Below are 26,820 nucleotides of genomic sequence, written 5' to 3' on the forward strand. Positions count from 1 at the left end.
CCGATTCCGCGCGAGGCGGAATCGGGCCCTTGTCGTTCACCCGCGTCGGTGCGAACCGGATCAGACGACGTTGTCCAGCTCGCAATGGGCTTCGAGCCGATATCCGTCGGGATCGACGACGAACGCCGCGTAATAGCCGGGGCCGTAGTGCTCGCGCTTGCCGGGCCCGCCGTTGTCCTGGCCGCCGTGCTCGAGCGCGGCGCGGTAGAACGCGTCGACCTCGACGGGCGACGCGGCCTTGAACGACAGGTGCAGCCCGGAGTCGGGATCGGCGGCGATGGGGCGAGCCGCATGCTGCAGCCACAGCACCGGCTCGGTCTCGCCGTACCCGATCGAGCCGTCGTCGCTATACAGCCGCTTGTAGCCGAGCGCGCCGAGCGTGCTGTCGTAGAACGTGCGGCTGCGGCCGATGTGGGCGACGCCGAAGGAAAGGTGATCGATCATCTGTGGGCTCCTTGAACTGAAGAGGGGACGTCAGTACGGCAAACCTGCCTACAAGCACCATGCCAGCCGCTTGTAGCGGAGCGCGCCGGGTGCGCTGTCGTCGAACACCCGGCTGCGGTCGTTGTGGATAACGCTGAAGAAAAGGCGATCGATCATCTGTGTCTCCTTGAACTGAAAGGGCGCAGTGCGGCCAACCGGTTTTTAACCACCATGCCGGTTATGTTAGAAAGCGTCCGGATGCTTGTCAACCGGCATGCTGGTTAGATACGATCGCGTCATGAGCAAAACGCAACCTTCCGTCACGACGGACTGCCTGATTCCGGCGCCGCCGGAAACGCTGAGCATCGATTTCGCGAATACGCTGTACTGGCGCGGCGCCGACACGCCGACGGAGACCTTCGGGACGCTGGACGACCTGTTGACGTGGTGCCGCGAGCAGGCGGGCGTACCGTCCGCCCTGGCCGACGCGTGTCGAATGCGGGACAAGGATGACGAGCCGGCGATGCTCGCGCGGGCGCTCACACTGCGCGAGGCGCTTTATCGGTTGTTTCATGCGCAGGCCGAGCAGCGCGAGCCGCACGCCGACGATCTGGCGCTGCTCGGCGGCTTCCTGGCGGAAGCGGCGCCGCGCGTCGCGCTGGCGCGCATCGACGGCGCCTATGCGTGGCGGATCGGCGGCGCGGGCGCCACGCTCGCGGCGCTGCTGAGCCCGGTACTGTGGTCGGCGATCGACCTGCTTGGCGGCGCGCGGCTCGCGAAGGTCAAGCGTTGCGCGAACGACGCCTGCCAGTGGCTGTTCATCGACGACAGCAAGAACGGCAGCCGCCGCTGGTGTTCGATGTCGTCGTGCGGCAATCGCGCGAAGGCGTATCGCCACTATCACAAGGTCGACTGACGTTCCTCGTTACGCAGGCGCGCGTCGGCGCGCCGCATCCGGCCTGCCTATTTCACCGACAACTTCCGCCACAGCGTCGTCTTGCTGATGCCGAGCATCGCGCATGCGCGATCGCGGTCGCCGCCGCACGCGTCGAGTACCGCGCGGATCTCGTCGGCTTCCGCGCGACGGCGGCGTGCGTGCAGCGTCTGCGCATCGTCGGCGTCGGCCGCGTCGGGCGGGGCCGCGAACAACTCGGGCGCGATCGCCTGCAGCGCGTCGGGATCGAGCGTGCCGCAGGCGGCGGCCGGGTCGTTTTCGTCGGCTTCCTCGGCCAGCTCCACCGCGATCCGCTCGATCACGTTCTGCAGTTCGCGCACGTTGCCGGGCCACCGGTAGCGCGCGAGCACGGCCTGTGTCGCGCCGAGCACGCGCGCGGCATCGTCGGCGTCGCGCAGGCGCTCGGCGAGCCGCGGTTCGCGTCGTGCGGCCTGCACGAGCAGCGTGGCCGCGAGCGCGGGGATGTCGGCGGCGCGCTCGCGCAGCGGCGGCAGGCCGACGTTCAGGATGTTGAGCCGGTAATAGAGATCCGCACGGAACGTGCCGGCCTCGACGGCGGCGAGCAGCGGACGGTGCGTCGCGGCGATCACGCGCACGTCGATGCGGATCGGCTCGGTCGAGCCGAGGCGGATTACCTCGCGCTCCTGCAGCACGCGCAGCAGCCGGCTCTGCAGCGACGGCGGCATCTCGCCGATCTCGTCGAGAAACAGCGTGCCGCGGTGTGCGGCTTCGAACAGGCCGGTCTTGCCGCCGCGCCGCGCACCGGTGAATGCGCCTTCCTCATAGCCGAACAGCTCGCTTTCGAGCAGCGCTTCCGGAAACGCACCGCAATTGACCGCGACGAACGGGTAGCTGCGCCGCGCGGACAGCGCGTGCAGGCTCTGCGCGATCATTTCCTTGCCGGTGCCGCTTTCGCCGAGCACGAGCACGGTCGCGTCGGATTTCGCGTAGCGGCGCACGAGATCGCGCACGCGCGCCATCGGCGCCGATGCGCCGACCACGTCGTCGAGCGCGTAGCGCGCCGCGAACTGCTGCGTGGTGGGCTGCGAACGCAGTGCGCGGTCGAGGCGTTCGACCGCGCGCGATTCCTGGAACGTCAGCACGCTGCCCGACGTGACGCCGCGATCGACCAGCGGCCCGCGATGCACGACGTAGCGCACGCCGCGCACGGTCGCGAGCGCGTCGCCGTCCTCGCCGCGCAGCGTGCGCAACTCGGGCCGCAGGTCGACGAGCGCGCGGCCGACGGCCGCCGCGGGTTCGACCCCGAGCGCCGACGCGAGCCGCTCGTTGATCGCCTCCACGCGGCCGCGCGCGTCGAGCGCGACCACGCCGTCGCGCAGGTGCTGGAGCAGGTTGTCGAGCCGCTGGCGGCGGAACGCCTCGGCATGCGTCGCGTATGCGACTTCGAGCGCCGTATCGACGGCCTTGCGCACCGACGCGTGCGAATACAGGAACACCGCGCCCATGCCGGCGCTGGCGGCGAGATCGGTGACGAGGCCGGGGCCGACGATCGTCTCGATGCCGCGGTCGCGCAGCTCGTGCACGCAGGCTTCCGCTTCCTGCGCGGTCTGATATGACGCAAACTGCACGTCGAGGCCGTATGCGGCGACGAAACGGCGCACTTCGGGCGGCGTTTCGCCGGCGCTGACGAGCGCGATCCGCGACGCGTCGCGCCGGGCGCGCGCGAGCGCCTGCATCACGTCGAAGCCGGTCGGCGACACGACCACCACGGGCACCTGCGCACGCGTCTTCAGGAAGCCGCCGTTCGAGCCGGCCGCGACGATAACGTCGGGCCGCGCGGTGCCGGCCTCGGCGATCGCGCTGAGCGCATCCTCATAGGCGCGCGTCACGATGCGCACGTCGGCGCGTTCGTCGAATTCGCCGGCGATCTCGCGAAAGAGTTCGCGCAGTCGGCTGATGCCCATCGCCCAGATGCGCGGGCGTGCCGCGCGATCCGCCGGGCCGACGGGCTTGGTCGAGGAGAGGTCCATGACGGCCGATTATGCGCGCGCGATTTCATTTTTGAAACTTGAAATTGCTGAATTGAAATCGCCGGGTGCAGCACTGCCCGTGCCGGTTGCTTAAGAATCAGTGGGTTAGCGACATTCCGCGGGCTGGCCCGGTCCTTGCTGTTATCAGGCATTCCATCAGGAGGCCGTTCATGAGCAACACGCATCTTCAGAGCGCCGGCGCGAAATTCCGCGCGGCAGTCGCGGCGGAGCAGCCGCTGCAGGTGGTCGGCGCGATCACCGCATACGCGGCCAAGATGGCGCAGGCCGTCGGCTTCAAGGCCGTGTACCTGTCGGGTGGCGGCGTCGCCGCGAACTCGCTCGGGATCCCCGACCTCGGCATCAGCACGATGGAAGACGTGCTGATCGACGCGAACCGGATCACCAACGCGACCGACCTGCCGCTGCTGGTCGACATCGACACGGGCTGGGGCGGCGCGTTCAACATCGCGCGCACGGTGCGCTCGTTCATCAAGGCCGGCGTCGCGGCCGTGCACATGGAAGACCAGGTCGGCCAGAAGCGCTGCGGCCACCGTCCGGGCAAGGAAGTCGTGCCGACCGACGAAATGGCCGACCGCATCAAGGCTGCGGTCGATGCCCGCACCGACGACCAGTTCGTGATCATGGCGCGCACCGACGCGGCCGCGGCCGAAGGGATCGACTCGGCGATCGAGCGCGCGGTGGCTTACGTCGAAGCCGGCGCGGACATGATCTTCCCGGAAGCGATGAAGACGCTCGACGACTATCGCCGCTTCAAGGCGGCCGTGAAGGTGCCGATCCTCGCGAACCTGACCGAGTTCGGTTCGACGCCGTTCTTCACCACCGACGAACTGCGCGAGGCGAACGTCGACATCGCGCTGTATTGCTGCGGCGCGTATCGCGCGATGAACAAGGCCGCGCTGAATTTCTACGAGACGGTGCGTCGCGACGGCACGCAGAAGGCGGCCGTGCCGACCATGCAGACGCGCGCCGAGCTGTACGACTTCCTCGGTTATCACGAATACGAGCGCAAGCTCGACGAGCTGTTCGCGCAGGGCAAGAAGTAACGCGGCCCGCGTGCCGGGCACGATTCCCGGAACGACTTGCATGAAACCGGGCCGCGCGCACCCGTGCCGCGCCCGGCGGACATGACACCCCCGATACACATTGGAGAACGGAAAGATGAGCGAGACGAAAGACGCAGCAGCACCGGCCGCCGCAGGCGCATTCAAGCCGAAGAAGTCGGTCGCGCTGTCGGGCGTGACGGCCGGCAACACGGCGCTGTGCACGGTCGGCAAGACCGGCAACGACCTGCACTATCGCGGCTACGACATTCTCGACGTCGCCGAGTCGTGCGAATTCGAGGAAATCGCGCACCTGCTCGTTCACGGCACGCTGCCGAACCTGACCGAACTGGCCGCATACAAGACCAAGCTGCGTGCGCTGCGCGGCCTGCCGAACGCGCTGAAGGCCGCGCTCGAGCAGATCCCGGCGTCCGCGCACCCGATGGACGTGATGCGCACGGGCGTGTCGGTGCTCGGCACCGTGCTGCCGGAGAAGGACGACCACAACCTGCCGGGCGCGCGCGACATCGCCGACCGCCTGATGGCATCGCTCGGTTCGATGCTGCTGTACTGGTATCACTTCTCGCACAACGGCAAGCGCATCGAGACGGAAACCGACGACGACTCGATCGGCGGCCACTTCCTGCACCTGCTGCACGGCAAGACGCCGTCGAAGTCGTGGGTCGAGGCGATGCACACGTCGCTGATCCTGTACGCGGAGCACGAATTCAACGCATCGACGTTCACCGGCCGCGTGATCGCGGGCACGGGCTCGGACATCTACTCGGCGATCACCGGCGCGATCGGCGCGCTGCGCGGGCCGAAGCACGGCGGCGCGAACGAAGTCGCGTATGAAATCCAGAGCCGCTACAGCTCGCCGGACGACGCCGAAGCCGACATCCGCCGCCGCGTCGAGAACAAGGAAGTCGTGATCGGCTTCGGCCACCCGGTCTACACGATCTCCGATCCGCGCAACAAGGTGATCAAGGGCGTCGCGCACAAGCTGTCGAAGGAAGCGGGCGACCTGAAGCTGTACAACATCGCCGAGCGCCTCGAATCGGTGATGTGGGAAGCGAAGAAGATGTTCCCGAACCTCGACTGGTTCAGCGCGGTGTCGTATCACATGATGGGCGTGCCGACCGCGATGTTCACGCCGCTGTTCGTGATTTCGCGCACGTCGGGCTGGAGCGCGCACATCATCGAGCAGCGCATCGACAACAAGATCATCCGCCCGAGCGCGAACTACACCGGTCCGGAAGACCTGCAGTTCGTGCCGATCGAGAAGCGCTGAAACGCCCGCCGCGCGCGCCGGCGCCCGTGATGCGGGCTGCCGGCGCGCGCGGCACGTCTTACCCCGAATTCCGCCCCACATCATGAATACCGCCAACCGCAAACCCCTGCCCGGCACGTCGCTGGACTATTTCGACGCGCGCGCCGCGGTCGACGCGATCGCGCCCGGCGCCTACGACACGCTGCCGTACACGTCGCGCGTGCTCGCCGAAAACCTCGTGCGCCGCTGCGATCCGGCGATCCTCGCCGATTCGCTGAAGCAGATCATCGAGCGCAAGCGCGAACGCGACTTCCCGTGGTTCCCGGCGCGGGTCGTGTGCCACGACATCCTCGGGCAGACGGCGCTCGTCGACCTCGCGGGCCTGCGCGACGCGATCGCCGATGGCGGCGGCGACCCGGCGAAGGTGAACCCGGTCGTGCCCGTGCAGCTGATCGTCGACCACTCGCTCGCCGTCGAGTGCGGCGGCTTCGATCCGGACGCGTTCGCGAAGAACCGCGCGATCGAGGATCGCCGCAACGAGGATCGCTTCCACTTCATCGAGTGGACGAAGAAGGCGTTCGAGAACGTCGACGTGATCCCGCCGGGCAACGGCATCATGCACCAGATCAACCTCGAGAAGATGTCGCCGGTGATCCAGGCGCAGGACGGCGTCGCGTACCCGGACACCTGCGTCGGCACCGACAGCCACACGCCGCACGTCGACGCGCTCGGCGTGATCGCGATCGGCGTCGGCGGGCTCGAAGCGGAGAACGTGATGCTGGGCCGCGCGTCGTGGATGCGCCTGCCCGACATCGTCGGCGTCGAGCTGACCGGCAAGCGCCAGCCCGGCATCACCGCGACCGACATCGTGCTCGCGCTGACCGAGTTCCTGCGCAAGGAAAAGGTGGTCGGCGCGTATCTGGAATTCCGTGGCGAAGGCGCGGCGAGCCTCACGCTCGGCGATCGCGCGACGATCTCGAACATGGCGCCCGAATACGGCGCGACGGCCGCGATGTTCTTCATCGACGGCCAGACGACCGACTACCTGCGCCTCACCGGCCGCAGCGACGAGCAGGTGAAGCTCGTCGAGACCTACGCGAAGGCGGCGGGCCTGTGGGCCGATACGCTCGCGAACGCGCAATACGAGCGCACGCTGACGTTCGACCTGTCGAGCGTCGTGCGCAACATGGCCGGCCCGTCGAACCCGCACAAGCGGCTGCCGACGTCCGATCTCGCCGCGCGCGGGATCGCCGGCCAGTGGGAAGAGAAGGCGGGCGAGATGCCCGACGGCGCGGTGATCATCGCCGCGATCACGAGCTGCACGAACACCAGCAACCCGCGCAACGTGATTGCGGCGGCCCTGCTCGCGCGCAACGCGAATGCGCGCGGCCTCACGCGCAAGCCGTGGGTGAAGAGCTCGCTCGCGCCCGGCTCGAAGGCGGTCGAGCTGTACCTGGAAGAAGCGAACCTGCTGCCCGAACTCGAGAAGCTCGGCTTCGGCATCGTCGCGTTCGCGTGCACGACCTGCAACGGGATGTCGGGTGCGCTCGACCCGAAGATCCAGCAGGAGATCGTCGATCGCGACCTGTACGCGACGGCCGTGCTGTCCGGCAACCGCAACTTCGACGGCCGCATCCACCCGTATGCGAAGCAGGCGTTCCTCGCGTCGCCGCCGCTCGTCGTCGCGTATGCGATCGCCGGCACGATCCGCTTCGACATCGAGAAGGACGTGCTCGGCCACGATCAGGACGGCAAGCCCGTCACGCTGAAGGACATCTGGCCGACCGACGAGGAGATCGACGCGATCGTCGCGTCGAGCGTGAAGCCCGAGCAGTTCCGCAAGGTCTACGAGCCGATGTTCGCGCGCAGCGCCGATGCGGGCGAGCGCGCCGCGCCGCTGTACGACTGGCGCCCGCAGAGCACGTACATCCGCCGCCCGCCGTACTGGGAAGGCGCGCTGGCCGGCGAACGCACGCTGCAGGGCATGCGCCCGCTCGCGGTGCTCGGCGACAACATCACGACCGACCACCTGTCGCCGTCGAACGCGATCCTGCTGGATAGCGCGGCCGGCGAATATCTCGCGAAGATGGGCCTGCCGGAAGAGGACTTCAACTCGTACGCGACGCACCGGGGCGACCACCTGACCGCCCAGCGCGCGACCTTCGCGAACCCGACGCTGATCAACGAGATGGCGGTGGTCGACGGCGCGGTGAAGAAGGGCTCGCTCGCGCGCGTCGAGCCGGAAGGCAAGGTCATGCGGATGTGGGAAGCGATCGAGACGTACATGAATCGCAAGCAGCCGCTGATCGTCGTGGCCGGCGCCGACTACGGCCAGGGCTCGTCGCGCGACTGGGCCGCGAAGGGCGTGCGGCTCGCGGGCGTCGAGGCGATCGCCGCCGAAGGCTTCGAGCGGATCCACCGCACGAACCTGATCGGGATGGGCGTGCTGCCGCTCGAGTTCAAGCCCGGCACGAACCGGACGACGCTCGGCATCGACGGCACCGAAACCTTCGACGTGATCGGCGAGCGCACGCCGCGCGCCGACCTGACGCTCGTGATTCACCGCAGGAACGGCGAGCGCGTCGAGGTGCCGATGACGTGCCGGCTCGATACGGCGGAGGAAGTGTCGATCTACGAGGCGGGCGGCGTGCTGCAGCGTTTCGCGCAGGACTTCCTCGAATCGTCGCAGGCAGCCTGACCGGCGCACACAGGGATAACGCAAACATGGCTCACATTCCTCAAATCAGGATTCCCGCGACCTATATCCGCGGCGGCACCAGCAAGGGTGTGTTCTTCCGGCTGCAGGACCTGCCGGATGCCGCGCAGGCGCCGGGCGCCGCGCGCGACGCGCTGCTCTTGCGCGTGATCGGCAGCCCCGATCCGTACGGCAAGCAGATCGACGGGATGGGCGGCGCGACGTCGTCCACCAGCAAGACGGTGATCGTGTCGAAGAGCACGCGGCCCGGCCACGACGTCGACTACCTGTTCGGGCAGGTTGCGATCGACCGCGCGTTCGTCGACTGGACCGGCAACTGCGGCAACCTGTCGGCGGCCGTCGGCCCGTTCGCAATCAGCGGCGGGCTCGTCGATCCGTCGCGCGTGCCGCGCGACGGCATCGCGACCGTGCGGATCTGGCAGGCGAACATCGGCAAGACGATCGTGGCGCACGTGCCGATCACGAACGGCGCGGTGCAGGAGACGGGCGACTTCGAGCTGGACGGCGTCACGTTCCCGGCCGCGGAAGTGCAGCTCGAATTCATGGACCCGGCCGCCGAGGAAGAAGGCGCGGGCGGCTCGATGTTCCCGACCGGCAACCTCGTCGACGATCTCGCGGTGCCGGGTGTCGGCACGCTGAAGGCGACGATGATCAACGCGGGCATCCCGACGATCTTCGTCGAGGCGGAAGCGATCGGCTATACGGGCACCGAGCTGCAGGACGCGATCAACGGCGATGCGAAGGCGCTCGAGAAGTTCGAGACGATCCGCGCGCACGGCGCGCTGCGCATGGGCCTGATCGACACGCTCGATGAAATCGCGACGCGGCAGCACACGCCGAAGATCGCGTTCGTCGCGAAGCCGGCCGATTACGTCGCGTCGAGCGGCAAGCGCGTGAAGGCGGGCGACGTCGACCTGCTGGTGCGCGCGATGTCGATGGGCAAGCTGCACCACGCGATGATGGGCACGGCGGCGGTTGCGATCGGCACGGCCGCGGCGATCCCCGGCACGCTCGTCAACCTGGCGGCGGGCGGCGGCGAACGCAACGCGGTGCGCTTCGGGCATCCGTCGGGCACGCTGCGCGTCGGCGCGGAAGCGCAGCAGCAGGAGAACGGCGAGTGGACCGTCACCAAGGCGATCATGAGCCGCAGCGCGCGCGTGCTGATGGAAGGCTGGGTGCGGGTGCCGGGCGACGCGTTCTGATCGTGGCCGGTGGTATCGGCGCAGATGCGGGCGGCTTCGGCCGCCCGCGTCGTTTTCGTCAGCCGTGCAGGAAGCGGCGCAGTGCGTCGTGGCTCAGGCGGCGCGCCGTTTCGGCGATGCGCGCGCCGGGCACGATGTCGAAACCGTGCACGCCGCCGGGCAGCACGTGCAGTTCGGTCGGCACGCCCGCGCGGAGCAGGCGCTGCGCATAGTCGAGGTTTTCGTCGAGGAACAGGTCGAGCGAGCCGACCGACAGGAACGCGGGCGGCAGGCCGTCGAGCCGCGTGGCGCGCGCGGCCGCCGCGTAGGGCGACACGCCGTCGATGCCCGGCGCGTGACCGAGCAGCGAGGTCCACCCGAACCGGTTGTTGGCCGCGTGCCAGACGAACTCGCCGGCATGCGGGTGCGGCGAGCGCGTGCAGGTGCGATCGTCGAGCATCGGGTAGATCAGATGCTGGAACGCGAGCCGGTATTCGCCGCGGTCGCGGGCCAGCAGCGCCAGCGACGCGGCGAGTCCGCCGCCCGCGCTCTCGCCCGCCACGCCGATCCGCGACGCATCGATGCCGAGCGTATCGGCGTGGCGGAAGACCCATGCGAGCGCCGCGTAGCAATCCTCGATCGCGCCGGGAAACGCGGTTTCCGGCGCAAGGCGGTAGTCGACCGAGATCAGCGCGCAGCCGAGTTGCGTCACGAGCGACCGGTGCACCGCCTCGAGATCCTTCGCGTTGCCGCGCACGAAGCCGCCGCCGTGCAGGTGAACGATCGCCGGAAGTGGCCGCACGTGATGGTCGGGCAGGTAGACGAGGACCGGCACGTCCGGCGCACCGGCGGGGCCGGGCACCGTGCGGCGTTCGAGCGTGCTGCCGGCCAGGTCGGGCGGCGGCAGCGGCAGCACGCGTTCGCGCGACTGCGCGAGGTTGTCGATGCCGAGCGTGACGGTCGGCCAGGTCTCGAGCAGCGGGCGGATTTCGGGGTCGACGAGATGCAGGGTGTCCAACGCATGGCTCCATCGTGAAGGTGGGCGGTGCACCGCGGTCAGAGCACGCTGCGCGCGATGACCCAGCGGTGCACCTCGGTCGGGCCTTCGAAGATGCGCATCAGCCGCGCCTCGCTGGCCATCTGCTGTAACGGCATTTCCTTCGTCATGCCCATCGCGCCGAGCGCCTGCATCGCATGATCGATGACGCTCGACGCCATTTCGGTGGCGAACACCTTGACCATCGAGATCTGCGTGCGTGCATCCTGCCCGGCATCCACGCGCGCGGCCGCTTCGTAGGTCATGAGGCGGCACGCGTGGATCTGCGTGAGCGCGTCGGCGACCCACCACTGGATCGCCTGGCGTTCCGCGAGCGGCACGCCGAAGGTCTTGCGCTGTTTCGCATGGTCGCACAGCATCGCGACCGCGCGCTCGGCGCGGCCGATGCACCATGCGGCCATTTCCAGACGCCGGTTCGCGAGCCGTGCCTGCATCGGCGCGAAGCCGGCACCTTCCTGGCCCAGCAGTTGCGCGGCGGGAATGCGGCAGTCGTCCAGCACGATTTCGTAGGTCGACAGCCCGCCGATCATCGGGATCCGCCGTTCGATGATGAAACCGGGCGTGCCGCGGTCGACGATGAACGCCGACATGCCGCCGCGCTTGCCCTTGCTTCGATCGGTGAGCGCCATCACGATCGTCCAGTCGGCTTCGGGCGCGTGGCTGATCCAGATCTTCCGTCCGTTCAGCACCCAGCTGTCTCCGTCGCGCACGGCCGTCGTCGACAGCGCGCCCGGGTCCGAGCCGGCGCCCGGCTCGGAGATCGCCATCGCGGCACGCGTGACGCCGCGTGCGTACGGTTCGAGATAGCGTGCGCGCTGCGCGGCGTCGGCCACGTCGCAAAGCATCCGCAGGTTCGGCGAATCGGGCGGCAGGATGTACGGCGTCACGGTCGTGCCGATCGCTTCGTTGACGCCGACCATCGCGACGGCCGGCAGGTCCGAGCCGCCGGCGTCGAGCGGCGCGTCGAGGCCCCACAGGCCGAGTTGCCGGGAACGCTCGTCGAGATGTGCGCGTTCTTCGTCGAGCAGCCCGAAGCGCTGGCCATCGGCCTCGCGGGCCATGACCGCTGCTTCGAGCGGGATCAGCTCGTCCTGCACGAAACGTGCGACGAGGTCGCGGATCATCCGGTGTTCGAGTTCAAGGTCGAAATTCATGGGAGTCGATGAGGGTGGGTAAAGGGAGGTCGATGCCGTCAGCCGGCGTTCGTGCGCGACACCGCGCGGGTACGCAGCGTGCCGAGCAAGGCGACGGCGCCGGCCGCGAGCAGCGCGGCGTTGAAATAGAGGCCGCCGCGCATCGACCCGGTGGCCGTGTTGAGCACGCCCATCAGGAACGGGCTCGCGAATCCGCCGATCGCGCCGGACATCGTGATCGCCGCGATCGCGACCGCCATCGAGCGTTTCGGCAGCGCGAGCCCCGGCAGCACCCAGAACGCGGGCAGCGCCGCGGCGTGCGTGGCGACCGCGACGCAGAGTGCGATCATCAGGTGCGAAGTGCCGGTGGTGCTCGCCAGCCCGGCGAGCGCGGCCGCGCATGCGAGCATCGCCACTGCGCCGTGCCCGCGCCATTCGCGCCGCCGCTCGGTGCGCCAGCCCATCGCGAGCATGCCGACGATGCCGCACAGGTAGGGCAGCGCGGACAGCACCCCGATCCGCATCGCGCCATGCAGGCCGCCGCGATGCAGGATCACGGGCATCCAGAACACGAGCGCGTAGCCGGCGGCCGCGATCGCGAAATTGGCCGCGCACAACAGCCAGAAATCGCGGTGCGCAAGCAGCGGCCGTGCCGCGTTCGCGTCCGGCGTGCCGGCTTCGGCGTGCGCGTGCGCGGCGCGCAGCGCGGCCTTGTCGGCGTCCGACAGCCAGCGCGCGTCGTCCGGCCGGTCGTCGAGAAAGCGCAGCGCGACGAGGCCGAGTACGCTGCTCGGCAGCCCTTCGACGAGGAACAGCCACTGCCAGCCGCTCAGGCCGGCGGCGCCGTCGAAGAACGAGAGGATGGCGCCCGACACGGGGCCGGCGATCAGCCCGGCGAGGTACAACGCGGTCATGAACAGCGCGAACGCCTTTGCGCGCTGCTGCGGCGGATACCACGCGCCGAGATGGAACAGGATGCCGGGGAAGAAGCCGGCCTCGAACACGCCGAGCAGGAAGCGGCACGCGTAGAACTGCGCGGGCGTCGTGACGAACATCGTCGCGGCCGAGCCGAGCCCCCACAGCACCATGATCCGGGCAATCGTCTTGCGTGCGCCGATCCGCGCCAGCAGCGCGTTGCTCGGAATCTCGAACGCCATGTAGCCGATGAAGAAGATGCCCGCGCCGAGCCCGTAGACGGCGTCGGAGAAGTGCAGTTCGGCGGCCATCTGCGCGTGCGCGAAACCGATGTTGATCCGGTCGATGAACGACAGCGTGTAGCAGAGGATCAGGAACGGCAGCAGCCGGCGCGAGATCCGGCGGTAGAGCGCCTGCGTCGCTTGATCGCCGGCGGCGGCCGCGTGCGTGGAAAGAGTCGGGGTCATGGGCACTCCGTCAGAAGCGGTGGGCGAGGCCGAGCGCGAACACCTGCCCGGTGCCGCCCGGTTGCGGCTGCAGGCCGACGGCGACCGTGTTGCGGGCGTCGCCGCCGTTCTTCACGTACAGATAGCGGGCATAGAGCGACGTGCGCTTCGACAGCGGATGGTCGTAGCCGACGCCGAGCGCGGTCGCGTCGTTCGCCGAGCCTTTCACGTCGCGACGCACGACCGAGACGAGCATGCGATCGAGCGCGCCGACGTTGATCGACGCGCCGGCGCTCGCGGTCGAGAACGCCGGCAGGTGCGGCGCCGTGCCGACGCCGTACAGGAACGCGGCATACAGCTTGACGCGCGCGAATGCGTAGTTGGCCGCGAACACGTAGTGGCGCGTCGTCGACGGCGAGACGACGGGCGCCAGGTTGCCGGCCGACGTGTCGCCCTGGAAGCCGGCGCCGAGATAGAGCCCGCCGATCCGGTACTGGAGCCCGGCGCCGTAGTTGCGCCCGGCCTGCGTGGACAGCGCGTTGGGCGTCGGAAAGCCGTACGTGGCCATCACGCGCAGGCCGTTCCAGTCGGGGCTCAGATACGATGCCGCCTGGTTGAAGCGCGGAATCGGCGGCGTCGTGTTGCTCGTGATCGTGTCCGTCGACGTCGCGAGCAGCGCGAGCGGCGACAGCCGTTCGTTGAGCCCGAACGGGTCGCCGTCGTACACGATGTAGAACGCGGGCGTGTATTGGCGGCCGAGCCGAAGGTCGCCGTAGCGCGTGTTCTGCAGCGACACGTAGGCCTGCCGGTAGAACAGCGTGCCGCCCTGGAACGATCCGTCGGCCGGCGAGAAGCCGCTTTCCAGCACGAACTTCGTCGACGTGCCGCTGCCGAGATCCTCGACGCCCGTCAGTCCGATGCGGCTCGTCGACGATCCGCCGCCGCTTTGCCGCAGGCTCGACAGGCTGCCGATGCGGTCGAATTCGACGTAGCTGTCGACGATCCCGTACAGCGTGACCGACGATGCGTGCGCCGGCGTGGCGCTCAGCACGCACGCGCCGATCAGGAATGCTTTCCGTTGCATGAAGGTGTCTCCGTTCCATGTCTTGTTGTGGCGCGCCCGCGTTCTGGGAGCGGTTGCGCGCGGGGTGCTGCCGTTCGCGTCGGTTCAGCGCCCCTTGAATGCCGGCTTGCGTTTCTCGAGAAACGCGCGGGCGCCCTCGATCCGGTCCTCGCTCGCGTAGACGTCGGGGCCGACGTCCAGCCGCAGCGCGGCGGCCACCGGCAGCCCCTGGCTGCGTGTCGCGGTTTCCTTGATGCGGCGGATCGTGAGCGGCGCGTTTTCGGAGATCGTCTGCGCCAGTTCGCGCACGGTGTCGTCGAGTGCGGCGGCGGGGACGACGCGGTTCAGCAAGCCGATGCGCTGCGCCTCGTCCGCGTCGAAGCGGCGGCCCGTGAACAGCAGCTCCATCGCGATCGCGCGCGGCAGCAGGCGCGGCAGCAGCACGCTCGCGAAGTTCGCGCCCATCCCGACGCGCGCCTCGGGCAGCGCGAAGGTCGCGTGATCGGCGGCGATCCGCAGGTCGCACGCGAGCGCGATTTCAAAGCCGCCGCCGACGGCGAAGCCGTTGATGGCCGCGATGGTCGGCTTGCGCAGTTCCAGGATCAGCTCGTGCACGTTGCGGGCGAGCCCGCGCATCGGCCGCATCCCGCGTATTTCGGGATCGCCGAGGTCGATCCCGGCGCTGAAGGCCCGTTCGCTGGCACCCCGGATCACGATCGCGCGTATCGCCGGGTTGTCGTCGAGCGTGACCAGTTCGTCGCACAGGCGCCGGATCGCGTCGGCGGACAGCGCGTTGGCGACGTGCGGGCGATGGATCGTCAGCCACGCGATGCCGTCGTCGTCGTTGCGCAGGATCGACGGGGCGTCGTCGCCCGTCAGCGAGGAAAATGCGCCCGGCGTGGTCATGACGCGCTCCCGGCAGCATTCGCGCGCGTGTCGTGGAGCACGCCCGCCCGCCGCAACGCATCCCGACGGGCCGCGTCGATACCGAACGCGTCGAGCACGGCGTCGGTGTCGGCGGCGAACGCCTGCGGCGGCCGGCGTATCGATCCGGGCGTACGGGAAAGCTTGGCGGGGATGCCCGCGCCGGTGTACGTGTCGGTGTCGACGAACATCGCGTTGCGAGCGGTTTGCGGATGGCCGAACGCGTCGGCGACGGTGTTCACCGGCCCCGTCGCGACGCCGGCCTGCATCAGCCGCTCGACGACCTCGTCGGCACGCAGCTCGGCGGTCAGTTGCCCGAGCAGCGTGTCGAGCGCATCGCGATGCGCGACGCGCTGCGCGTTGGTCGCGAATCGTGGATCGCGCGCCAGCTCGGGCACGCCGAGCGCTTCGACGAGGCGCGCAAACGTGCGATTGTTGCCGGCGCCGGTCGCGACCGGCTTGTCCTTGCACGGATAGACGCCGTACGGCGCGATCGCGCCGTACACGTTGCCGGTCGCGACGGGAACCTCGCCCGTCGCCATCCAGCTCGTGCTGACCGGATGCAGCATCGACAGCGCCGTGCTGAACAGGTCGATGTCGACGTGCTGGCCGAGGCCGGAGCGCGTCCGTTCGACCAGCGCAAGCAGGACGCTCGATACGGCGCTCATGCCGGCCGCGAAATCGACGACCGGAAACGGCACCTTGAGCGGCATGCCGCCCGGTTCGCCGTTGATCGACATGAAGCCGGCGAGGCCTTGCGCGACGGCGTCGTAGCCCGGAAACCGCGCGAGCGGGCCGTCGGTGCCGTATCCGGAGATCGAGCAGTGGACGAGGCGCGGAAAGCGCTCGCGCAGGCAGTCTGCGTAGCCGATGCCCCAGCGTTCGAGCGTGCCCTGCTTGAAGTTGTCGACCAGCACGTCGGCTGTCTCGAGCAGGCGGAACAGCACGTCGCGTCCGTCGGGATGCGACAGGTCGAGCGCGAGATTGAGCTTGTTGCGGTTGAGCCCCCAGTAGTAGCTGGAGAGGCCGTTCGGCATCGCGGGCCCCCAGTCGCGCGTTTCGTCGCCCTGCGGCGGTTCGATCTTGATGACGTCCGCGCCGTGGTCGGCGAGCGTCTGCGCGCAGAACGGCCCCGCATAGACGCGGCTCAGGTCCACCACACGCACGCCTGCAAGCGCGCCTTCGTTACTGCTGGTCATGACGATGTCTCCTTCGATGGGGATGCGATGCGCCGGCAGACCGGCACGCGCCGGCTGCACGGCCGTGATGCGTCGGGGTTCAGCCGCGTGCGGCAAAGAGTGCGTCGACCGCCGCGCGATGTTCCGGGGTCGCGTGCGCGAACGCCTGGTACGACGCCGACAGGTCGAGCACCGTGTCGAGGCTTGCATGGCGGCTTTCGAGCAGCAGGCGCTTGGTCAGGCGCAGCGCGGTGCCCGAGTGGCGGGCGATGCGGCCGGCCAGTTCGTGGGCGTGCGCGAGGAGGTCGGCGTCGGGCACGACGCGCGACACGAGCCCGCAGCGCAGCGCGGCCTGCGCGTCCAGTGCATCGCCGGTGAACGACATTTCCGCGGCGACGGCGGCGCCGACGATCTGCGGCAGGAACCACGCGCCGCCGTCGCCGGGCACGAGACCGAGGGCGATGAAGCTCTCGGCGAAGCGCGCGCGGTCGGCGGCGATGCGGATGTCGCACATGCACGCGAGGTCGGTGCCGGCGCCGATCGCCGGGCCGTTGACCGCCGCGATGGCCGGCACCTCGAGTTGCTGGAACGCCCGTGCAAGGCGCTGAATGCCGCGGCGGTAGCTGGACCGGATCGCGGCAGGATCGTGCGACTCCGATTCCATGAAGGCGCGCATCGCCTTCACGTTGCCGCCCGACGAGAACGTCGTGCCGGCGCCGGTCAGGACCAGCACGCGGATCGACTCGTCGCGGTTCGCGTCGTCGCAGCATTCGGTCAGCGCGTCGATCGCATCGGTGTCCGAAATGGCGTTGCGGGTTTCGGGACGGTTCATCGTGACGGTCAGGATCGGGCCCTGCCGTTCACGGATCAGAAAGGCTGCCATGATGTCTCCGTGTGTTCTGTGCCGCGGGGCTTCACGCCGCGGGCCGAAGCCTAGTATCGTCACGACGGTTGGCGGCGGGAAATTCCGTTCCACATATGTGGAAGGCCCGTCCCGGTTGCAGCGGAGAGGGCGGGATGAGCGGAAACGTGGTCAAGAGCGCGGCGCGCGTGTTCGAGGTGCTGGAACTCTTCAGCGCATTGCAGCGGCCGCTGAGCGTGCGCGAGATCGCCACGCGTTGCGGGTATCCGGGGTCGAGCGCGGCGGCGTTGCTGACCAGCATGAAGGCGCTCGGCTATCTTTCGTACGACGACGCAACCCACGCGTATGCGCCGACCGCACGGCTCGTCAACCTCGGCGAAGCGCTCGTCGATTCGGCGGCCGGCAGCCGGCGGCACTGGCATGCCGTCGCGAAACGGCTGGCGCTGCGCACGCACGAGGCGGTGGTGATCGCGGTGCAGAGCGACCTGTACGTGCAGTACATCGACGCGGTCGAGGGCTCGCATACGATTCCGATCCAGTTCTACGCGCCGATCGGCACGCGTCGCGAGATCTGCATGTCGGGGCTCGGCTGGGCGCTGCTGAGCCTTCAGCCGGACAGCACGATCCGCCGGCTCGTATCGCGCAGCATTCGCCGGATCGGGAAATCGGGCAGGACGATCGACGAGGACGTCGTGCTCGACAAGGTCGAACAGACGCGCCGGCTCGGTTATTCCTATTCGGCGCATACGGTCACGCAGGGCGCCGCGATGATCTCGATGGTGATCGCGGACGGCTGGAACGGCCTGCCGCTGGCCATGGGGGTGGCCGGGCCCGTCGAGCGGATCGGCGCGCGTCGCGACGCGATCGTGCGGGCGATGCGCGAGGCGCTGGACGCGCAGCGTCCGGATGCGGCGTCCGGCTAGCCGGCCGAAGCCGGCGCACGCAGGCATTCGCATAGAATCGGGCGGTTTCGCCGCTCTTGTCCCGACTGCATTTCAGCGAGGCTGTCATGTCATTGAACGCGCCGCTTTCCGGCATCCACATCATCGAATTCGAAGGTCTCGGCCCCGGCCCGCTCGCGGGCTGGATGCTTGCCGGGATGGGCGCACGCATCACGCTGATCGCGCGCCCGGCCGGCCGCACGAGCGCGCCGGACGCATTGAAGGCCCGCGACGGCGACCTGCTGCGCGAAGGCAAGACGATCGTCGAACTCGACCTGAAGTCGCCGGCCGGCCGCGAGGCCGCGCTCGACCTGATCGCGCAGGCCGATGCGCTGATCGAGGGCCTGCGGCCCGGCGTGATGGAGCGGCTCGGCCTCGGGCCCGAAGATTGCGCGCGCCGCAATCCGAAGCTCGTGTACGGCCGGATGACCGGCTGGGGCCAGCACGGCCCGCTCGCGGCCGCGGCCGGGCACGACCTGAACTACGTCGCGCTGACGGGGCTGCTGTCGCTGTCCGCGCCGCGCGACGGCCGACCGGGGTTGCCGCCGACCGTCGTCGGCGATGCGGGCGGCGCGCTCGGGCTCGCGTTCGGGATCGTCTGCGCGCTGTTCGACGTGCGCGGCGGCGGCCCGGGGCGGGTGGTCGACGGCGCGATCGTCGACGTCGTGTCGATGCTCGGTTCGCTCGCGCTGTGGGCGCGCGCGAACGGGCAGCTCGACGGCGCGCAGCCGAGCCTGTTCCACGATGCGCCGTTCTACGACGTGTATCGCTGCGCGGACGGCGAGTGCGTGACGATCGGCGCGCTCGAGTCCCCGTTCTACGCGCTGCTGGTCGAACGGCTCGGGCTGACCGACGTCGATCCGGCGTCGCAGTACGATCGCGCACGCTGGCCCGCGCTGAAGGCGCGTTTCGCCGACGTGTTTGCGCAGCAGCCGTCCGCGTACTGGCGCGCGCTGCTCGAAGGCACCGACGCGTGTTTCGCGCCGGTGCTGAGCGTGACGGACGCGGTCGCGCATCCGCACAACGTCGCACGCGGGATCTATCGAACGGACGAGAACGGCAACGTGCGGGCGCGGGTGGCGCCGCGGTTTTTGCCGCTGGCGGGGGATGAGGCCGAGTAGCGCGTCGAAGCGCGCGGTGAGGGAGCAAACCCGGCGTTATCTCGAGGGCATTCAGGACGGAGCCAAATTGGGTACCGAATAACGTATGGCGAAATTTCGATCGAATCAGGAGCGGACATGCCCCACACCATTCTGGCCAGCGTGACGGCGAGCGTTTCGGAGCTGAAGCGGAACCCGATGGGAACCGTGGCGGCGGGCGAGGGCTTTCCGGTCGCGATCCTGAACCACAACGAACCGGCGTTTTACTGCATCCCGGCGAAGACATGGGAGGCGATGGTCGAACGTCTCGAGGATATCGAAGACAACGCGCTCGTCGATTCGCGCGCCAACGGGAACATCGTCAAGGTCAAGCTGGTTGACCTTTGAGTGCGCGTTGCTCGAACCTGCGTTGAAGGCGTGGAAGAAGCTCGACCGCACCGTTCGCGATCGGTTCGAGGCGAGACTTGCCGAACGGCTCGAGAATCCTCGCATTCCTTCGGCCATGCCGCGCGGTCAACTGGAGCGCGACAAGATCGGGCTGCGCAGTGTCCGCTATTGCCTCGTGTACGAAGTGCGCGAGGCGGAGGTCGTCGTGTGGGTGGTCGCGATGTGGCGTCGCGAACGCGATGCGGTCTGTCTCTCCGAGATGAAATGCCCGTGCGACACGCGCTGTAGCCTCGGCGTTTCGCGGCTTGTCTCGTCGAACCGGCCGGTGCCGCCCGTCAGGCCGTCTCTTCCGGCGCATCCGGCATCTTCCCGTCACCGACGCGGTTGATCGTGCCTTGCGCGATCGCGACGAGCCGTTCGTGATCGCCGTCGATGACGAACACGTGACACTGGCAGGTCGCCTGGTGCCGGCCCGCGTACACGAGCTTCGCGCGCGCGACGAGCGTGCCGTTCACGGCCGGCCGCAGGTAGTTGATCTTGTATTCGGCCGTAATCACGCGCGGGCCGAGCACGAGCGCGCCGGCGAACGTCAGCGCGTTGTCCGCCAGGTAGCTGACGACGCCGCCGTGCACGAACCCGTGTTGCTGCCGCAGTTCCTCGCGCACGGGCAGGCACAGCGACACTTCGTTGTCGCCGATATGCATCAGCTCCGTGCCCAGCAGCATGCTGAACGGTTGCGCGCGCAATGCGCCGCGCGCGTGATCCGTGATGTCGGTCATCGAACTTCCTTCGCAATGAGTGCCCGCTTGCGCTGAACTCTAGGAAGGGGGCTGCGGATAAGCAAGGAAATTCGTCCGCATTTCGTGCAAATTCCGGCGCGATGCGACGCGATTATTGCGTCGAATATCGAAGATCCCCCGGTTTGCCGGCGATTCCGCGGGAATGCACGAGCAACGTGAACTTTGCCGTCTCCCGGTCCTAAAGTCCGACGAAGAAATGCCGCTAATGCCGGGGCATTGCCTCATCGTCCGCTTTCCAGGAATCTCCCCCATGTTCGGAAAAATCAAGCTCGCGTCGGGTCTGCTCGGCGTGTTGACCGTGTTCTGCCTTTTCCTGTTCGCGATCGAGGCGCTCGGCTTCTGGGCGCTCACGTCGACGCGCAGCGGCGTCGACGACCTGTCGAACGTCGCGATCACGCAGGTCGGCGCGGCGAGCCAGGCCACCCAGCAGCTGCTCGACGCGCGCATCAACCTGTCGCGCGCCGGCACGCGGATGGTGCGCGGCGGCCCGAAGCCGGACGACATCATCCGCCATGCCGGCGCTTCGCTCGCGGAAGCCGACAAGGCGTTCGCCGCGCTGACGGCCGTGCAGCCGGTCGACGAGACCAACCGCGCGCGCGTCGCGGCGCTCACCGAGCGCTATCGCGCGCTGCGCGGCGCGCTGGGCGAACTCGTGCAGTTCCTCGACGCCGACAACATCCAGGCATTCCTCGACCAGCCGACGCAGAGCATCCAGGACGCCTATATCGCCGAGCTGCGCCGCTTCACCGACTACGGCGGCACATCGAGCCGCTCGGCGCTCGATACGATCGACGGCGGCATGCTGTGGTTCAAGTCGGTCGGCATCGTGCTGCTGGTGGCGATGCTCGTGGCGAGCGCGGCGATCTACGCGGCCGCGCGGCGCGCGGTCGTCGCGCCGCTGGAGGAAGCCGGCCGCCATTTCGAGCGGATCGCGCAGGGCCGGCTCGATGAAGTCGTGCGGGCAGGCGGCGTGTTCGAGATCGACCGGATGCTGCGCGGCCTCGCGGCGATGCAGACGAGCATCGCGGGCACCGTGCGCACGGTGCGCCAGGCATCCGATGCGATCCACCTGGGCGCGGGCGAGATCGCGGGCGGCAACGCCGACCTGTCGGCGCGCACCGGCACCCAGGCCGCGTCGCTCGAGGAAACGGCCGCGAGCATGGAGGAACTGACGGCAACCGTCCGTCAGAACACCGACAGCGCACGCGCGGCGAGCGCGCTGGCCGATGCGGCGCTCGAGGCGACGAGCCACGGCGGCGGCGTGGTCGACAGCGTGATCGACCGGATGCGCGGCATCGCGCAGAGCTCGGGGCGGATCGCGGAGATCATCTCGGTGATCGACGGCATCGCGTTCCAGACCAACATCCTGGCGCTGAACGCGGCCGTGGAAGCCGCGCGGGCCGGCGAACAGGGCCGTGGCTTCGCGGTCGTCGCGGGCGAAGTGCGCTCGCTCGCGCAGCGCAGCGCGCAATCGGCGAAGGAGATCAAGGCGCTGATCGAGGATTCGGTCGCGCAGATCAACGGCGGCGCGGAGCTTGTCGAGCGCGCCGGCGAAGCGATGCGGACGGTGTCGACGTCGATCACGCGCGTCGTGCAGACGATGTCCGAGATCACCTCGGCGTCGGTCGAGCAGAGCGTCGGGATCGAGCAGGTGAACCAGGCCGTCACGCAGATGGATCAGCTCACGCAGCAGAACGCGGCGCTGGTGGAGGAAGTCGCGGCGGCGGCCGCGTCGCTGAACGACCAGACCGCGCACCTGATGCAGGCCGTGTCGGTATTCGAACTGGGCGATGGCCGTGCCGCGCGCGATGAACGCGCGGCGGCGTCGTTCGCCGGGACGGGTTACGAACCGGCCGGCAGCGCCGCGTAGGCGGTCGCGAGGTGGTAGGGCGTCGTCGACGGCATGTCGGCACGCGACACCTGCCCGTCGGCCGTCTTGCACTCGAACCAGCCGCGCGGATGCAGGAAGCGCGCGGCGAAGCGTTCGATCTGCCGCGTGAGCGGCGCGGAGGCCGGCGTGCCGCCGTGCGTCGCGAGCGCGCGCAGGTACTCCGTCTGCGCCCAGATCCGCTGCGTGCCGTCGACGCACGCACCTTGCGCATCGAGCGCCGCGCAGACGCCGCCCGTCTGCGGATCGACACCGTATTGCTCCGCAAAGCCGAACGCACGCGACAGCGCAGCGGGGAGCCCCGTTTGCGCGAGCCGCGCGCCGGCCGCATCGACCAGGTAGAACCACTCGAACTGATGACCGGGCTCGAAACGGTTGTCTGCCGCGCCGAGCGGCAGCTCGGCCACGCAGCCGGTCGCCGCGTCGACGAACGTGCGCTCGACGGCCTGCGCGGTGTGCGCGAGCGCGTCGTCGAACGCCGCGTCGCCGAATGCATCGGCAGCAGCGAGCCACGCTTCGGTCAGGTGCATCAGCGGATTCTGCAGCGCCCCGCTGCCGGATGACGAGAAATCGGCGTGGCGCGCCGCATCGAGCAGCGCGTCGCCGGGATGCGGCGCGAAACGGTCGCGGATCAGCGCGGCGGTCTCCTCGGCCGTCGTGCGCGCGGCGGCGTCGCCCGACGCCGCATACCAGGCGGCACACGCGAACACGATGAATGCGTGCGTATAGAGATCCTTGGTCGTGTCGAGCGGCGCGCCCTGCGCGTCGACGCTGTAGATCCAGCCGCCGTGGCGCGTGTCGCGAAAGCGCCGGCCCAGCGCGTCGAACAGCGTGGCGGCGTGCGCGGTGTCGCCGGCCTGCGCGAACACGAACAGTTGCCGTGCGCACGCCATTGCGCGATAACGGGTCACGGGCAGCGGCGCGTGGGTGGCCGGATCGACGGCTTCGAACGGCAACTGCAATGTCTGGTCGAACCCTGAACCCCGCCAGATCGGCAAGACGACGTGCGCGAAATGGTGGCGCAGCTGGGCGGCCTGGGCGGAAGCGGAGTCGGAAACGGACATGACGGGGTTGAGCGCTGGGTTCGAAACGTGTCGGCGCGGCCCGGAGGATCGGCGCGGCCGGGGCCAAGGATAAAACATTCCGCGCGGCCGGCACCAAAAAAGGAGATAAATCGCATGCTGAGCAACCTGGAACTCGTGATGCGGCTCGTTCTCGCGGCGGCGCTCGGCAGCGTCATCGGCTTCGAGCGCGAGCGCCTGTCGTGGGCCGCCGGCCTGCGCACGCACATGCTCGTCTGTGTCGGTTCGACGCTGATCATGATCGTGTCGGCATTCGGTTTCGCCGACGTGCTCGGCAGCAGCGAGCACATCGTGCTCGATCCGTCGCGGATCGCCGCGCAGGTCGTGTCGGGCATCGGCTTCCTCGGCGCGGGTTCGATCCTGCTGCGCGGCGAGATCGTGCGCGGGCTGACGACCGCCGCGAGCCTGTGGTCGGTCGCCGCGATCGGCCTTGCGGTGGGGGGCGGGCTGTACGTCGCGTCGATTTCGGCGACGATCATCATCCTGATCATCCTGGCCGGCATCAAGCCGCTGGAGCGGCGCTATTTCACGGTGCGGCAGCGCCGCCAGGTCGCGCTGACGGTCGTGAGCGGCGCGCTGAACTTCGATTCGCTGCACGCGGCGCTCGGCCCTGACAGCGCGCGCGTGAAGCAGTTCATCGTGCAGCGTGCCGACGACACGGGCGAGCACGACGAGGTGCGCATCGCGCTCGCGCGGGTGTCGGCGCTCGAATACCAGGCGATCTGCGACAAGCTGCGCGCGCTGAAGGGCGTGACGCGTTTTGAAGAGGGCAACGGGCTGCCGGGCGACGAATAGGCTGAATCGGCAACGGGGCATGCGACAATGGCCGACCACCGATTCCGTTCGACATCCGGTTCCGTGTTCGCGGGCCCCGCTATCCGATCTCCATGACCGAATCCGTTTCCTCGCCTCGCTCCCGTTCCCGTTCCAATCGTTCATCGGCCCGTTCCCGCCAGCGCTCGGCTGCTGCCGCGGGGAGTACGTCCGCGAGGGCGACGGCGCGGTCCGGCAGTGCGCCGGCCGCCGACGCGTCGCGGGACGAGCGCACGCTCGACCTGTTCGGCGATCCGGTGTTCGAGCCGGGCGAGCGCGCGCCGGTTGCGGTTCGCGACGAAGCGGGTGCGCAGGCCGATGCAGCGGCCGATATCGCGGACGATGTGGCCTCCGGGCGGCAGCCCGCGCTGGACGGGTTCGGTGCGCGGGAAGGGGCGGGCGCGGCGGCACATGCGGAAGCGGTAGAGGGCGCGGTGACGCCGGAAGTCGCGACGGTGACCCATGGCGTTTCGGTGCCGCAAGGGGAGGAGCCTGCAGATGCCGACATCGTGCCGGCCTCCGGGGCGGTTGCGATGAAGGCGGACGATATTCCGCTGGCCGGTGGTGTTGCGATGAAGGCGGTCGATGTTGCCGTGGCCGGTGGTGTTGCAACGAAGGCTGCCGATGTGCCCGCGGCCGACGCCGTCGCGATGGTGGCGACCAGGCTGCAAGCGGCCGATGGTACGGCGCCGAAGGTGACCGAAACGCAAGCAGCTGGCGGTGAAGGCGAGAAGGCTGTTGTCGCTGCCGCCGCCGTCAAATCTCGCGAAGGGCGATCTTCCGGCGACGCCGTGAAGGAGCGTCGCGCGTCGTCGGGCGGCAAACGTCGGGCGGCTGCCGGTGCAAGCGAAGCGACAGCAGAGCAATCTGCACCAGTCGTGACGAGCGTCGACACGGCGCGAGCGGCGGCCGGGGCGAGCCCGGCACCGGACGCGGTGTCGATCGTCGAGCCGCAGGCGTCGGCGGAGCCGACCAAGCCGGCAATTGCCGCGAACCCGGCGAACCCGGCGAACCCGGCGAACACGGCGAACACGGCCAACATTGCGAAGGCCGTGGACGCCGCGCCGCCCCCCGACACCACCGTATCCCCTGCCACGCAGCCGGTGGCTTCCGCTGCGTCCTTTGTCACGAAGCCGTCGGTGGAGCGCGCGCAACCGGCCGCGCCGGTCTTCGATCCGGATACGCACCTGCGTCCGCTGACCGACCGGCTCGCCGCGCTGCAAGCCGACGTCGACGGTTTGACGCGCACCGCCGATCGCGAGATGCGCCGCGTCAACCGCCTGCTGCTGGCGTTGGCCGTTGTCGTGCTGGCCGGGCTCGTTGCGCTGGTGCTTCAGACGCGACAGATCGCGCACCTGAAGCAGGACGTCGCCACGAAGCAGCAGCGGATCGATCGCCTCGCGGCCGATCTGTCGACGCAGCAGGCGACGCTGATGACGCTCGAGGAGCATCACGAGGCGCTTCTGTCGCAAGTCGACCGGCTCCAGCGCAACGCGAATCGCGAGGCGGCCGTCGCGAAACGTGCGCGCCGCACGCGCTAATCGTTTCGACCCTATCCTGGGAGCCCGACGGAGCAAGGATCGCGGTTCCGCGTCGACGATCAGGCGCCGCGCGCATGCGGCAAACTGATGCGGTGCGCTGGCAGAGTTCAGGGAAAACCCTTAGAATAGCGCTCATCTAAGGGAAAACCCTAGCCACATCTGTCAGGAGTCTCACATGAGCTTCATCCTTGCCCTGCTGCAAAAGATCGACGACCTGTTCGTGTCGCCCCACCTGCCGCTCGACGCCGAATACTCGTACGCTGCGCGTCGTGCCGAAGCCGAGCGCGTGCGCCGTGCGCACCTCGTGCCGATCGTCCTGTACCGTCGCTGATTCGCTGATTCGCCGATTCGCCGATTCGCCGATTCGCCGATTCGCCGATTCGCCGATTCGCCGATTCGCGGCGCCCGCCGCACCTGCCTGCCCGCTTTCCGCCGCCGTATCGCGCGCCGGCGCGACCGTCCCGCTACACTGGAAGTCCGAATCCGTTCACGGTGACCGGGCCATGCTGCAGATGCGGCCGATGACGGCCAGTGAATTCCACGCGTACCGTACGCGAGCCATCGACGGCTACGCGCGCGATCTCGTTTCATCCGGACAAAATGCTGTCGAAGACGCGGCCAGCAGGGCGCGCGCCTGTTTCGACACGCTGCTGCCTGACGGCCTGCGGACCTCCGGCCAGACCCTCGTCGTACTCGTCGACGCCGCCAGCGGCGACGCGGTGGGCGACCTCTGGTACGCGATCGTGCCCGAAGGGCCGAACCGCACGTTGTTCATCTACGACCTCGACATCGTCCCGTCCCGGCGTCGCCAGGGCTGGGCCACGCGCACGCTCGATGCGCTCGACGCCGAGGCGCGCCGCTACGGCATCACCGAGATCGGGCTGTCGGTGTTCAATCACAACACGGCGGCCCGCGCGCTGTATCGTGCGTGCGGCTTCGCGCCGATCACGACGACGTTGATCAAGCCGGTCATTCCGGGCTGAATCCGCTGGCAGGCGCTCAGGTGGCACTTGCGGCCAACCGGGTACGTCGCGGGCGGCCTGCACCATTCACACCGCCGATCCTTCCTGCTCGCCGAGCGCCGAGCGCCGAG

At 69.0% G+C, this 26,820-nt stretch carries 25 protein-coding genes; 14 read left to right on the forward strand and 11 right to left on the reverse strand.

Features of this window, described 5'->3' with window-relative positions; genetic code table 11:
* Nucleotides 1–60 precede the first annotated feature (60 nt).
* Nucleotides 61–444: a VOC family protein gene (locus tag FOZ70_RS08155; protein ID WP_021159659.1), complete on the reverse strand. Its 384-nt coding sequence runs from the start codon at nt 442–444 to the stop codon at nt 61–63.
* Nucleotides 445–697: 253 nt separating this feature from the next.
* On the opposite strand from FOZ70_RS08155, the gene FOZ70_RS08160 reads away from it, so the two are divergent.
* Entirely contained in the window at nt 698–1,339 is a 642-nt protein-coding gene (locus FOZ70_RS08160; RefSeq protein WP_219705478.1) for an ABATE domain-containing protein, read from the forward strand.
* 47 nt (nt 1,340–1,386) lie between these two features.
* On the opposite strand, the gene prpR is transcribed toward FOZ70_RS08160, so the two are convergent.
* Nucleotides 1,387–3,369 carry a propionate catabolism operon regulatory protein PrpR gene (gene prpR / locus FOZ70_RS08165; protein ID WP_021159662.1) on the reverse strand — a complete coding sequence of 661 codons (1,983 nt, stop codon included), beginning with the start codon at nt 3,367–3,369 and terminating at the stop codon, nt 1,387–1,389.
* Nucleotides 3,370–3,539: 170 nt separating this feature from the next.
* Between prpR and prpB the strand changes: the two genes are divergently transcribed.
* From prpB to prpF, 4 genes are all read left to right on the forward strand, one after another.
* The gene (gene prpB / locus FOZ70_RS08170; protein WP_021159664.1) at nt 3,540–4,433 is read left to right on the forward strand and encodes a methylisocitrate lyase; all 894 of its coding nucleotides are present in this window, start codon (nt 3,540–3,542) and stop codon (nt 4,431–4,433) included.
* A 115-nt stretch (nt 4,434–4,548) separates the two neighbouring features.
* A complete protein-coding gene (gene prpC, locus FOZ70_RS08175; protein ID WP_031400290.1) occupies nt 4,549–5,721 on the forward strand; it encodes a 2-methylcitrate synthase in 1,173 nt (390 codons plus the stop codon).
* An 82-nt stretch (nt 5,722–5,803) separates the two neighbouring features.
* Nucleotides 5,804–8,398, forward strand: coding sequence for a Fe/S-dependent 2-methylisocitrate dehydratase AcnD (gene acnD, locus FOZ70_RS08180; protein ID WP_059651566.1), 2,595 nt, complete (start codon nt 5,804–5,806; stop codon nt 8,396–8,398).
* A 26-nt stretch (nt 8,399–8,424) separates the two neighbouring features.
* Nucleotides 8,425–9,618, forward strand: coding sequence for a 2-methylaconitate cis-trans isomerase PrpF (gene prpF, locus FOZ70_RS08185; protein WP_059651567.1), 1,194 nt, complete (start codon nt 8,425–8,427; stop codon nt 9,616–9,618).
* A 58-nt stretch (nt 9,619–9,676) separates the two neighbouring features.
* Here prpF and FOZ70_RS08190 read toward each other — a convergent pair whose 3' ends face one another.
* The 7 genes from FOZ70_RS08190 to FOZ70_RS08220 form a co-directional block, all read right to left on the reverse strand.
* Nucleotides 9,677–10,615, reverse strand: coding sequence for an alpha/beta hydrolase (locus tag FOZ70_RS08190; protein ID WP_219705481.1), 939 nt, complete (start codon nt 10,613–10,615; stop codon nt 9,677–9,679).
* 38 nt (nt 10,616–10,653) lie between these two features.
* Entirely contained in the window at nt 10,654–11,808 is a 1,155-nt protein-coding gene (locus FOZ70_RS08195; RefSeq protein WP_059651570.1) for an acyl-CoA dehydrogenase, read from the reverse strand.
* 38 nt (nt 11,809–11,846) lie between these two features.
* Nucleotides 11,847–13,169, reverse strand: coding sequence for an MFS transporter (locus tag FOZ70_RS08200; protein WP_219705484.1), 1,323 nt, complete (start codon nt 13,167–13,169; stop codon nt 11,847–11,849).
* Nucleotides 13,170–13,179: 10 nt separating this feature from the next.
* Entirely contained in the window at nt 13,180–14,232 is a 1,053-nt protein-coding gene (locus FOZ70_RS08205) for a porin (protein WP_219705487.1), read from the reverse strand.
* Between the two features lie 84 nt (nt 14,233–14,316).
* On the reverse strand, nt 14,317–15,117 hold the full coding sequence (locus FOZ70_RS08210) for an enoyl-CoA hydratase-related protein (protein ID WP_219705491.1): 801 nt from the start codon (nt 15,115–15,117) through the stop codon (nt 14,317–14,319).
* Nucleotides 15,114–16,334, reverse strand: coding sequence for a CoA transferase (locus FOZ70_RS08215; protein ID WP_219705494.1), 1,221 nt, complete (start codon nt 16,332–16,334; stop codon nt 15,114–15,116). The genes FOZ70_RS08210 and FOZ70_RS08215 overlap by 4 nt, the downstream gene beginning before the upstream one ends.
* Nucleotides 16,335–16,413: 79 nt before the next feature.
* A complete protein-coding gene (locus tag FOZ70_RS08220) occupies nt 16,414–17,196 on the reverse strand; it encodes a crotonase/enoyl-CoA hydratase family protein (RefSeq protein ID WP_219705496.1) in 783 nt (260 codons plus the stop codon).
* A 134-nt stretch (nt 17,197–17,330) separates the two neighbouring features.
* Between FOZ70_RS08220 and FOZ70_RS08225 the strand changes: the two genes are divergently transcribed.
* The 4 genes from FOZ70_RS08225 to FOZ70_RS08240 all read left to right on the forward strand — a co-directional run bounded on the left by FOZ70_RS08225 (nt 17,331) and on the right by FOZ70_RS08240 (nt 19,991).
* Nucleotides 17,331–18,098, forward strand: coding sequence for a helix-turn-helix domain-containing protein (locus FOZ70_RS08225; protein WP_021159675.1), 768 nt, complete (start codon nt 17,331–17,333; stop codon nt 18,096–18,098).
* 86 nt (nt 18,099–18,184) lie between these two features.
* On the forward strand, nt 18,185–19,237 hold the full coding sequence (locus tag FOZ70_RS08230) for a CaiB/BaiF CoA-transferase family protein (RefSeq protein ID WP_219705500.1): 1,053 nt from the start codon (nt 18,185–18,187) through the stop codon (nt 19,235–19,237).
* Nucleotides 19,238–19,354: 117 nt separating this feature from the next.
* Nucleotides 19,355–19,603 (forward strand): type II toxin-antitoxin system prevent-host-death family antitoxin, encoded by a 249-nt coding sequence (locus tag FOZ70_RS08235; RefSeq protein ID WP_042975153.1) that lies wholly within the window; start codon nt 19,355–19,357, stop codon nt 19,601–19,603.
* A 22-nt stretch (nt 19,604–19,625) separates the two neighbouring features.
* Nucleotides 19,626–19,991 carry a type II toxin-antitoxin system RelE/ParE family toxin gene (locus tag FOZ70_RS08240; protein ID WP_230952466.1) on the forward strand — a complete coding sequence of 122 codons (366 nt, stop codon included), beginning with the start codon at nt 19,626–19,628 and terminating at the stop codon, nt 19,989–19,991.
* Here FOZ70_RS08240 and FOZ70_RS08245 read toward each other — a convergent pair.
* Entirely contained in the window at nt 19,939–20,382 is a 444-nt protein-coding gene (locus FOZ70_RS08245; protein WP_059651582.1) for a PaaI family thioesterase, read from the reverse strand. The two genes, FOZ70_RS08240 and FOZ70_RS08245, sit on opposite strands and share 53 nt — an antisense overlap.
* Nucleotides 20,383–20,653: 271 nt before the next feature.
* Between FOZ70_RS08245 and FOZ70_RS08250 the strand changes: the two genes are divergently transcribed.
* Entirely contained in the window at nt 20,654–22,273 is a 1,620-nt protein-coding gene (locus tag FOZ70_RS08250; protein ID WP_059586165.1) for a methyl-accepting chemotaxis protein, read from the forward strand.
* Here the strand turns inward: FOZ70_RS08250 and FOZ70_RS08255 are convergent.
* Complete coding sequence (locus tag FOZ70_RS08255) at nt 22,246–23,355, reverse strand: AGE family epimerase/isomerase (protein WP_219705502.1); 1,110 nt, start codon at nt 23,353–23,355, stop codon at nt 22,246–22,248. The genes FOZ70_RS08250 and FOZ70_RS08255 overlap by 28 nt on opposite strands.
* Nucleotides 23,356–23,469: 114 nt before the next feature.
* Here FOZ70_RS08255 and FOZ70_RS08260 point away from each other — a divergent pair, with 114 nt between their 5' ends.
* The 4 genes from FOZ70_RS08260 (at nt 23,470) to FOZ70_RS08275 (ending at nt 26,710) form a co-directional block, all read left to right on the forward strand.
* A complete protein-coding gene (locus tag FOZ70_RS08260) occupies nt 23,470–24,168 on the forward strand; it encodes an MgtC/SapB family protein (protein WP_021159681.1) in 699 nt (232 codons plus the stop codon).
* Nucleotides 24,169–24,260: 92 nt separating this feature from the next.
* The gene (locus FOZ70_RS08265; RefSeq protein WP_219705506.1) at nt 24,261–25,727 is read left to right on the forward strand and encodes a flagellar hook-length control protein FliK; all 1,467 of its coding nucleotides are present in this window, start codon (nt 24,261–24,263) and stop codon (nt 25,725–25,727) included.
* 175 nt (nt 25,728–25,902) lie between these two features.
* Complete coding sequence (locus tag FOZ70_RS08270; protein ID WP_006481665.1) at nt 25,903–26,058, forward strand: hypothetical protein; 156 nt, start codon at nt 25,903–25,905, stop codon at nt 26,056–26,058.
* A gap of 172 nt (nt 26,059–26,230) precedes the next feature.
* Nucleotides 26,231–26,710 (forward strand): GNAT family N-acetyltransferase, encoded by a 480-nt coding sequence (locus FOZ70_RS08275; protein ID WP_059495124.1) that lies wholly within the window; start codon nt 26,231–26,233, stop codon nt 26,708–26,710.
* Nucleotides 26,711–26,820 lie beyond the last annotated feature (110 nt).

This window comes from Burkholderia sp. COPS (assembly GCF_019425585.1).
Classification (GTDB): domain Bacteria; phylum Pseudomonadota; class Gammaproteobacteria; order Burkholderiales; family Burkholderiaceae; genus Burkholderia; species Burkholderia cepacia.

What these genes read in the sequence shown, in the direction of transcription:
- FOZ70_RS08155 (WP_021159659.1), bottom strand. Translation starts at nt 444, where the DNA reads ATGATCGATCACCTTTCCTTCGGCGTCGCCCACATCGGCCGCAGCCGC.
- FOZ70_RS08160 (WP_219705478.1), top strand. Translation starts at nt 698, where the DNA reads ATGCTGGTTAGATACGATCGCGTCATGAGCAAAACGCAACCTTCCGTC.
- prpR (WP_021159662.1), bottom strand. Translation starts at nt 3,369, where the DNA reads ATGGACCTCTCCTCGACCAAGCCCGTCGGCCCGGCGGATCGCGCGGCA.
- prpB (WP_021159664.1), top strand. Translation starts at nt 3,540, where the DNA reads ATGAGCAACACGCATCTTCAGAGCGCCGGCGCGAAATTCCGCGCGGCA.
- prpC (WP_031400290.1), top strand. Translation starts at nt 4,549, where the DNA reads ATGAGCGAGACGAAAGACGCAGCAGCACCGGCCGCCGCAGGCGCATTC.
- acnD (WP_059651566.1), top strand. Translation starts at nt 5,804, where the DNA reads ATGAATACCGCCAACCGCAAACCCCTGCCCGGCACGTCGCTGGACTAT.
- prpF (WP_059651567.1), top strand. Translation starts at nt 8,425, where the DNA reads ATGGCTCACATTCCTCAAATCAGGATTCCCGCGACCTATATCCGCGGC.
- FOZ70_RS08195 (WP_059651570.1), bottom strand. Translation starts at nt 11,808, where the DNA reads ATGAATTTCGACCTTGAACTCGAACACCGGATGATCCGCGACCTCGTC.
- FOZ70_RS08200 (WP_219705484.1), bottom strand. Translation starts at nt 13,169, where the DNA reads ATGACCCCGACTCTTTCCACGCACGCGGCCGCCGCCGGCGATCAAGCG.
- FOZ70_RS08205 (WP_219705487.1), bottom strand. Translation starts at nt 14,232, where the DNA reads ATGCAACGGAAAGCATTCCTGATCGGCGCGTGCGTGCTGAGCGCCACG.
- FOZ70_RS08210 (WP_219705491.1), bottom strand. Translation starts at nt 15,117, where the DNA reads ATGACCACGCCGGGCGCATTTTCCTCGCTGACGGGCGACGACGCCCCG.
- FOZ70_RS08215 (WP_219705494.1), bottom strand. Translation starts at nt 16,334, where the DNA reads ATGACCAGCAGTAACGAAGGCGCGCTTGCAGGCGTGCGTGTGGTGGAC.
- FOZ70_RS08220 (WP_219705496.1), bottom strand. Translation starts at nt 17,196, where the DNA reads ATGGCAGCCTTTCTGATCCGTGAACGGCAGGGCCCGATCCTGACCGTC.
- FOZ70_RS08225 (WP_021159675.1), top strand. Translation starts at nt 17,331, where the DNA reads ATGAGCGGAAACGTGGTCAAGAGCGCGGCGCGCGTGTTCGAGGTGCTG.
- FOZ70_RS08230 (WP_219705500.1), top strand. Translation starts at nt 18,185, where the DNA reads ATGTCATTGAACGCGCCGCTTTCCGGCATCCACATCATCGAATTCGAA.
- FOZ70_RS08235 (WP_042975153.1), top strand. Translation starts at nt 19,355, where the DNA reads ATGCCCCACACCATTCTGGCCAGCGTGACGGCGAGCGTTTCGGAGCTG.
- FOZ70_RS08245 (WP_059651582.1), bottom strand. Translation starts at nt 20,382, where the DNA reads ATGACCGACATCACGGATCACGCGCGCGGCGCATTGCGCGCGCAACCG.
- FOZ70_RS08250 (WP_059586165.1), top strand. Translation starts at nt 20,654, where the DNA reads ATGTTCGGAAAAATCAAGCTCGCGTCGGGTCTGCTCGGCGTGTTGACC.
- FOZ70_RS08255 (WP_219705502.1), bottom strand. Translation starts at nt 23,355, where the DNA reads ATGTCCGTTTCCGACTCCGCTTCCGCCCAGGCCGCCCAGCTGCGCCAC.
- FOZ70_RS08260 (WP_021159681.1), top strand. Translation starts at nt 23,470, where the DNA reads ATGCTGAGCAACCTGGAACTCGTGATGCGGCTCGTTCTCGCGGCGGCG.
- FOZ70_RS08265 (WP_219705506.1), top strand. Translation starts at nt 24,261, where the DNA reads ATGACCGAATCCGTTTCCTCGCCTCGCTCCCGTTCCCGTTCCAATCGT.
- FOZ70_RS08270 (WP_006481665.1), top strand. Translation starts at nt 25,903, where the DNA reads ATGAGCTTCATCCTTGCCCTGCTGCAAAAGATCGACGACCTGTTCGTG.
- FOZ70_RS08275 (WP_059495124.1), top strand. Translation starts at nt 26,231, where the DNA reads ATGCTGCAGATGCGGCCGATGACGGCCAGTGAATTCCACGCGTACCGT.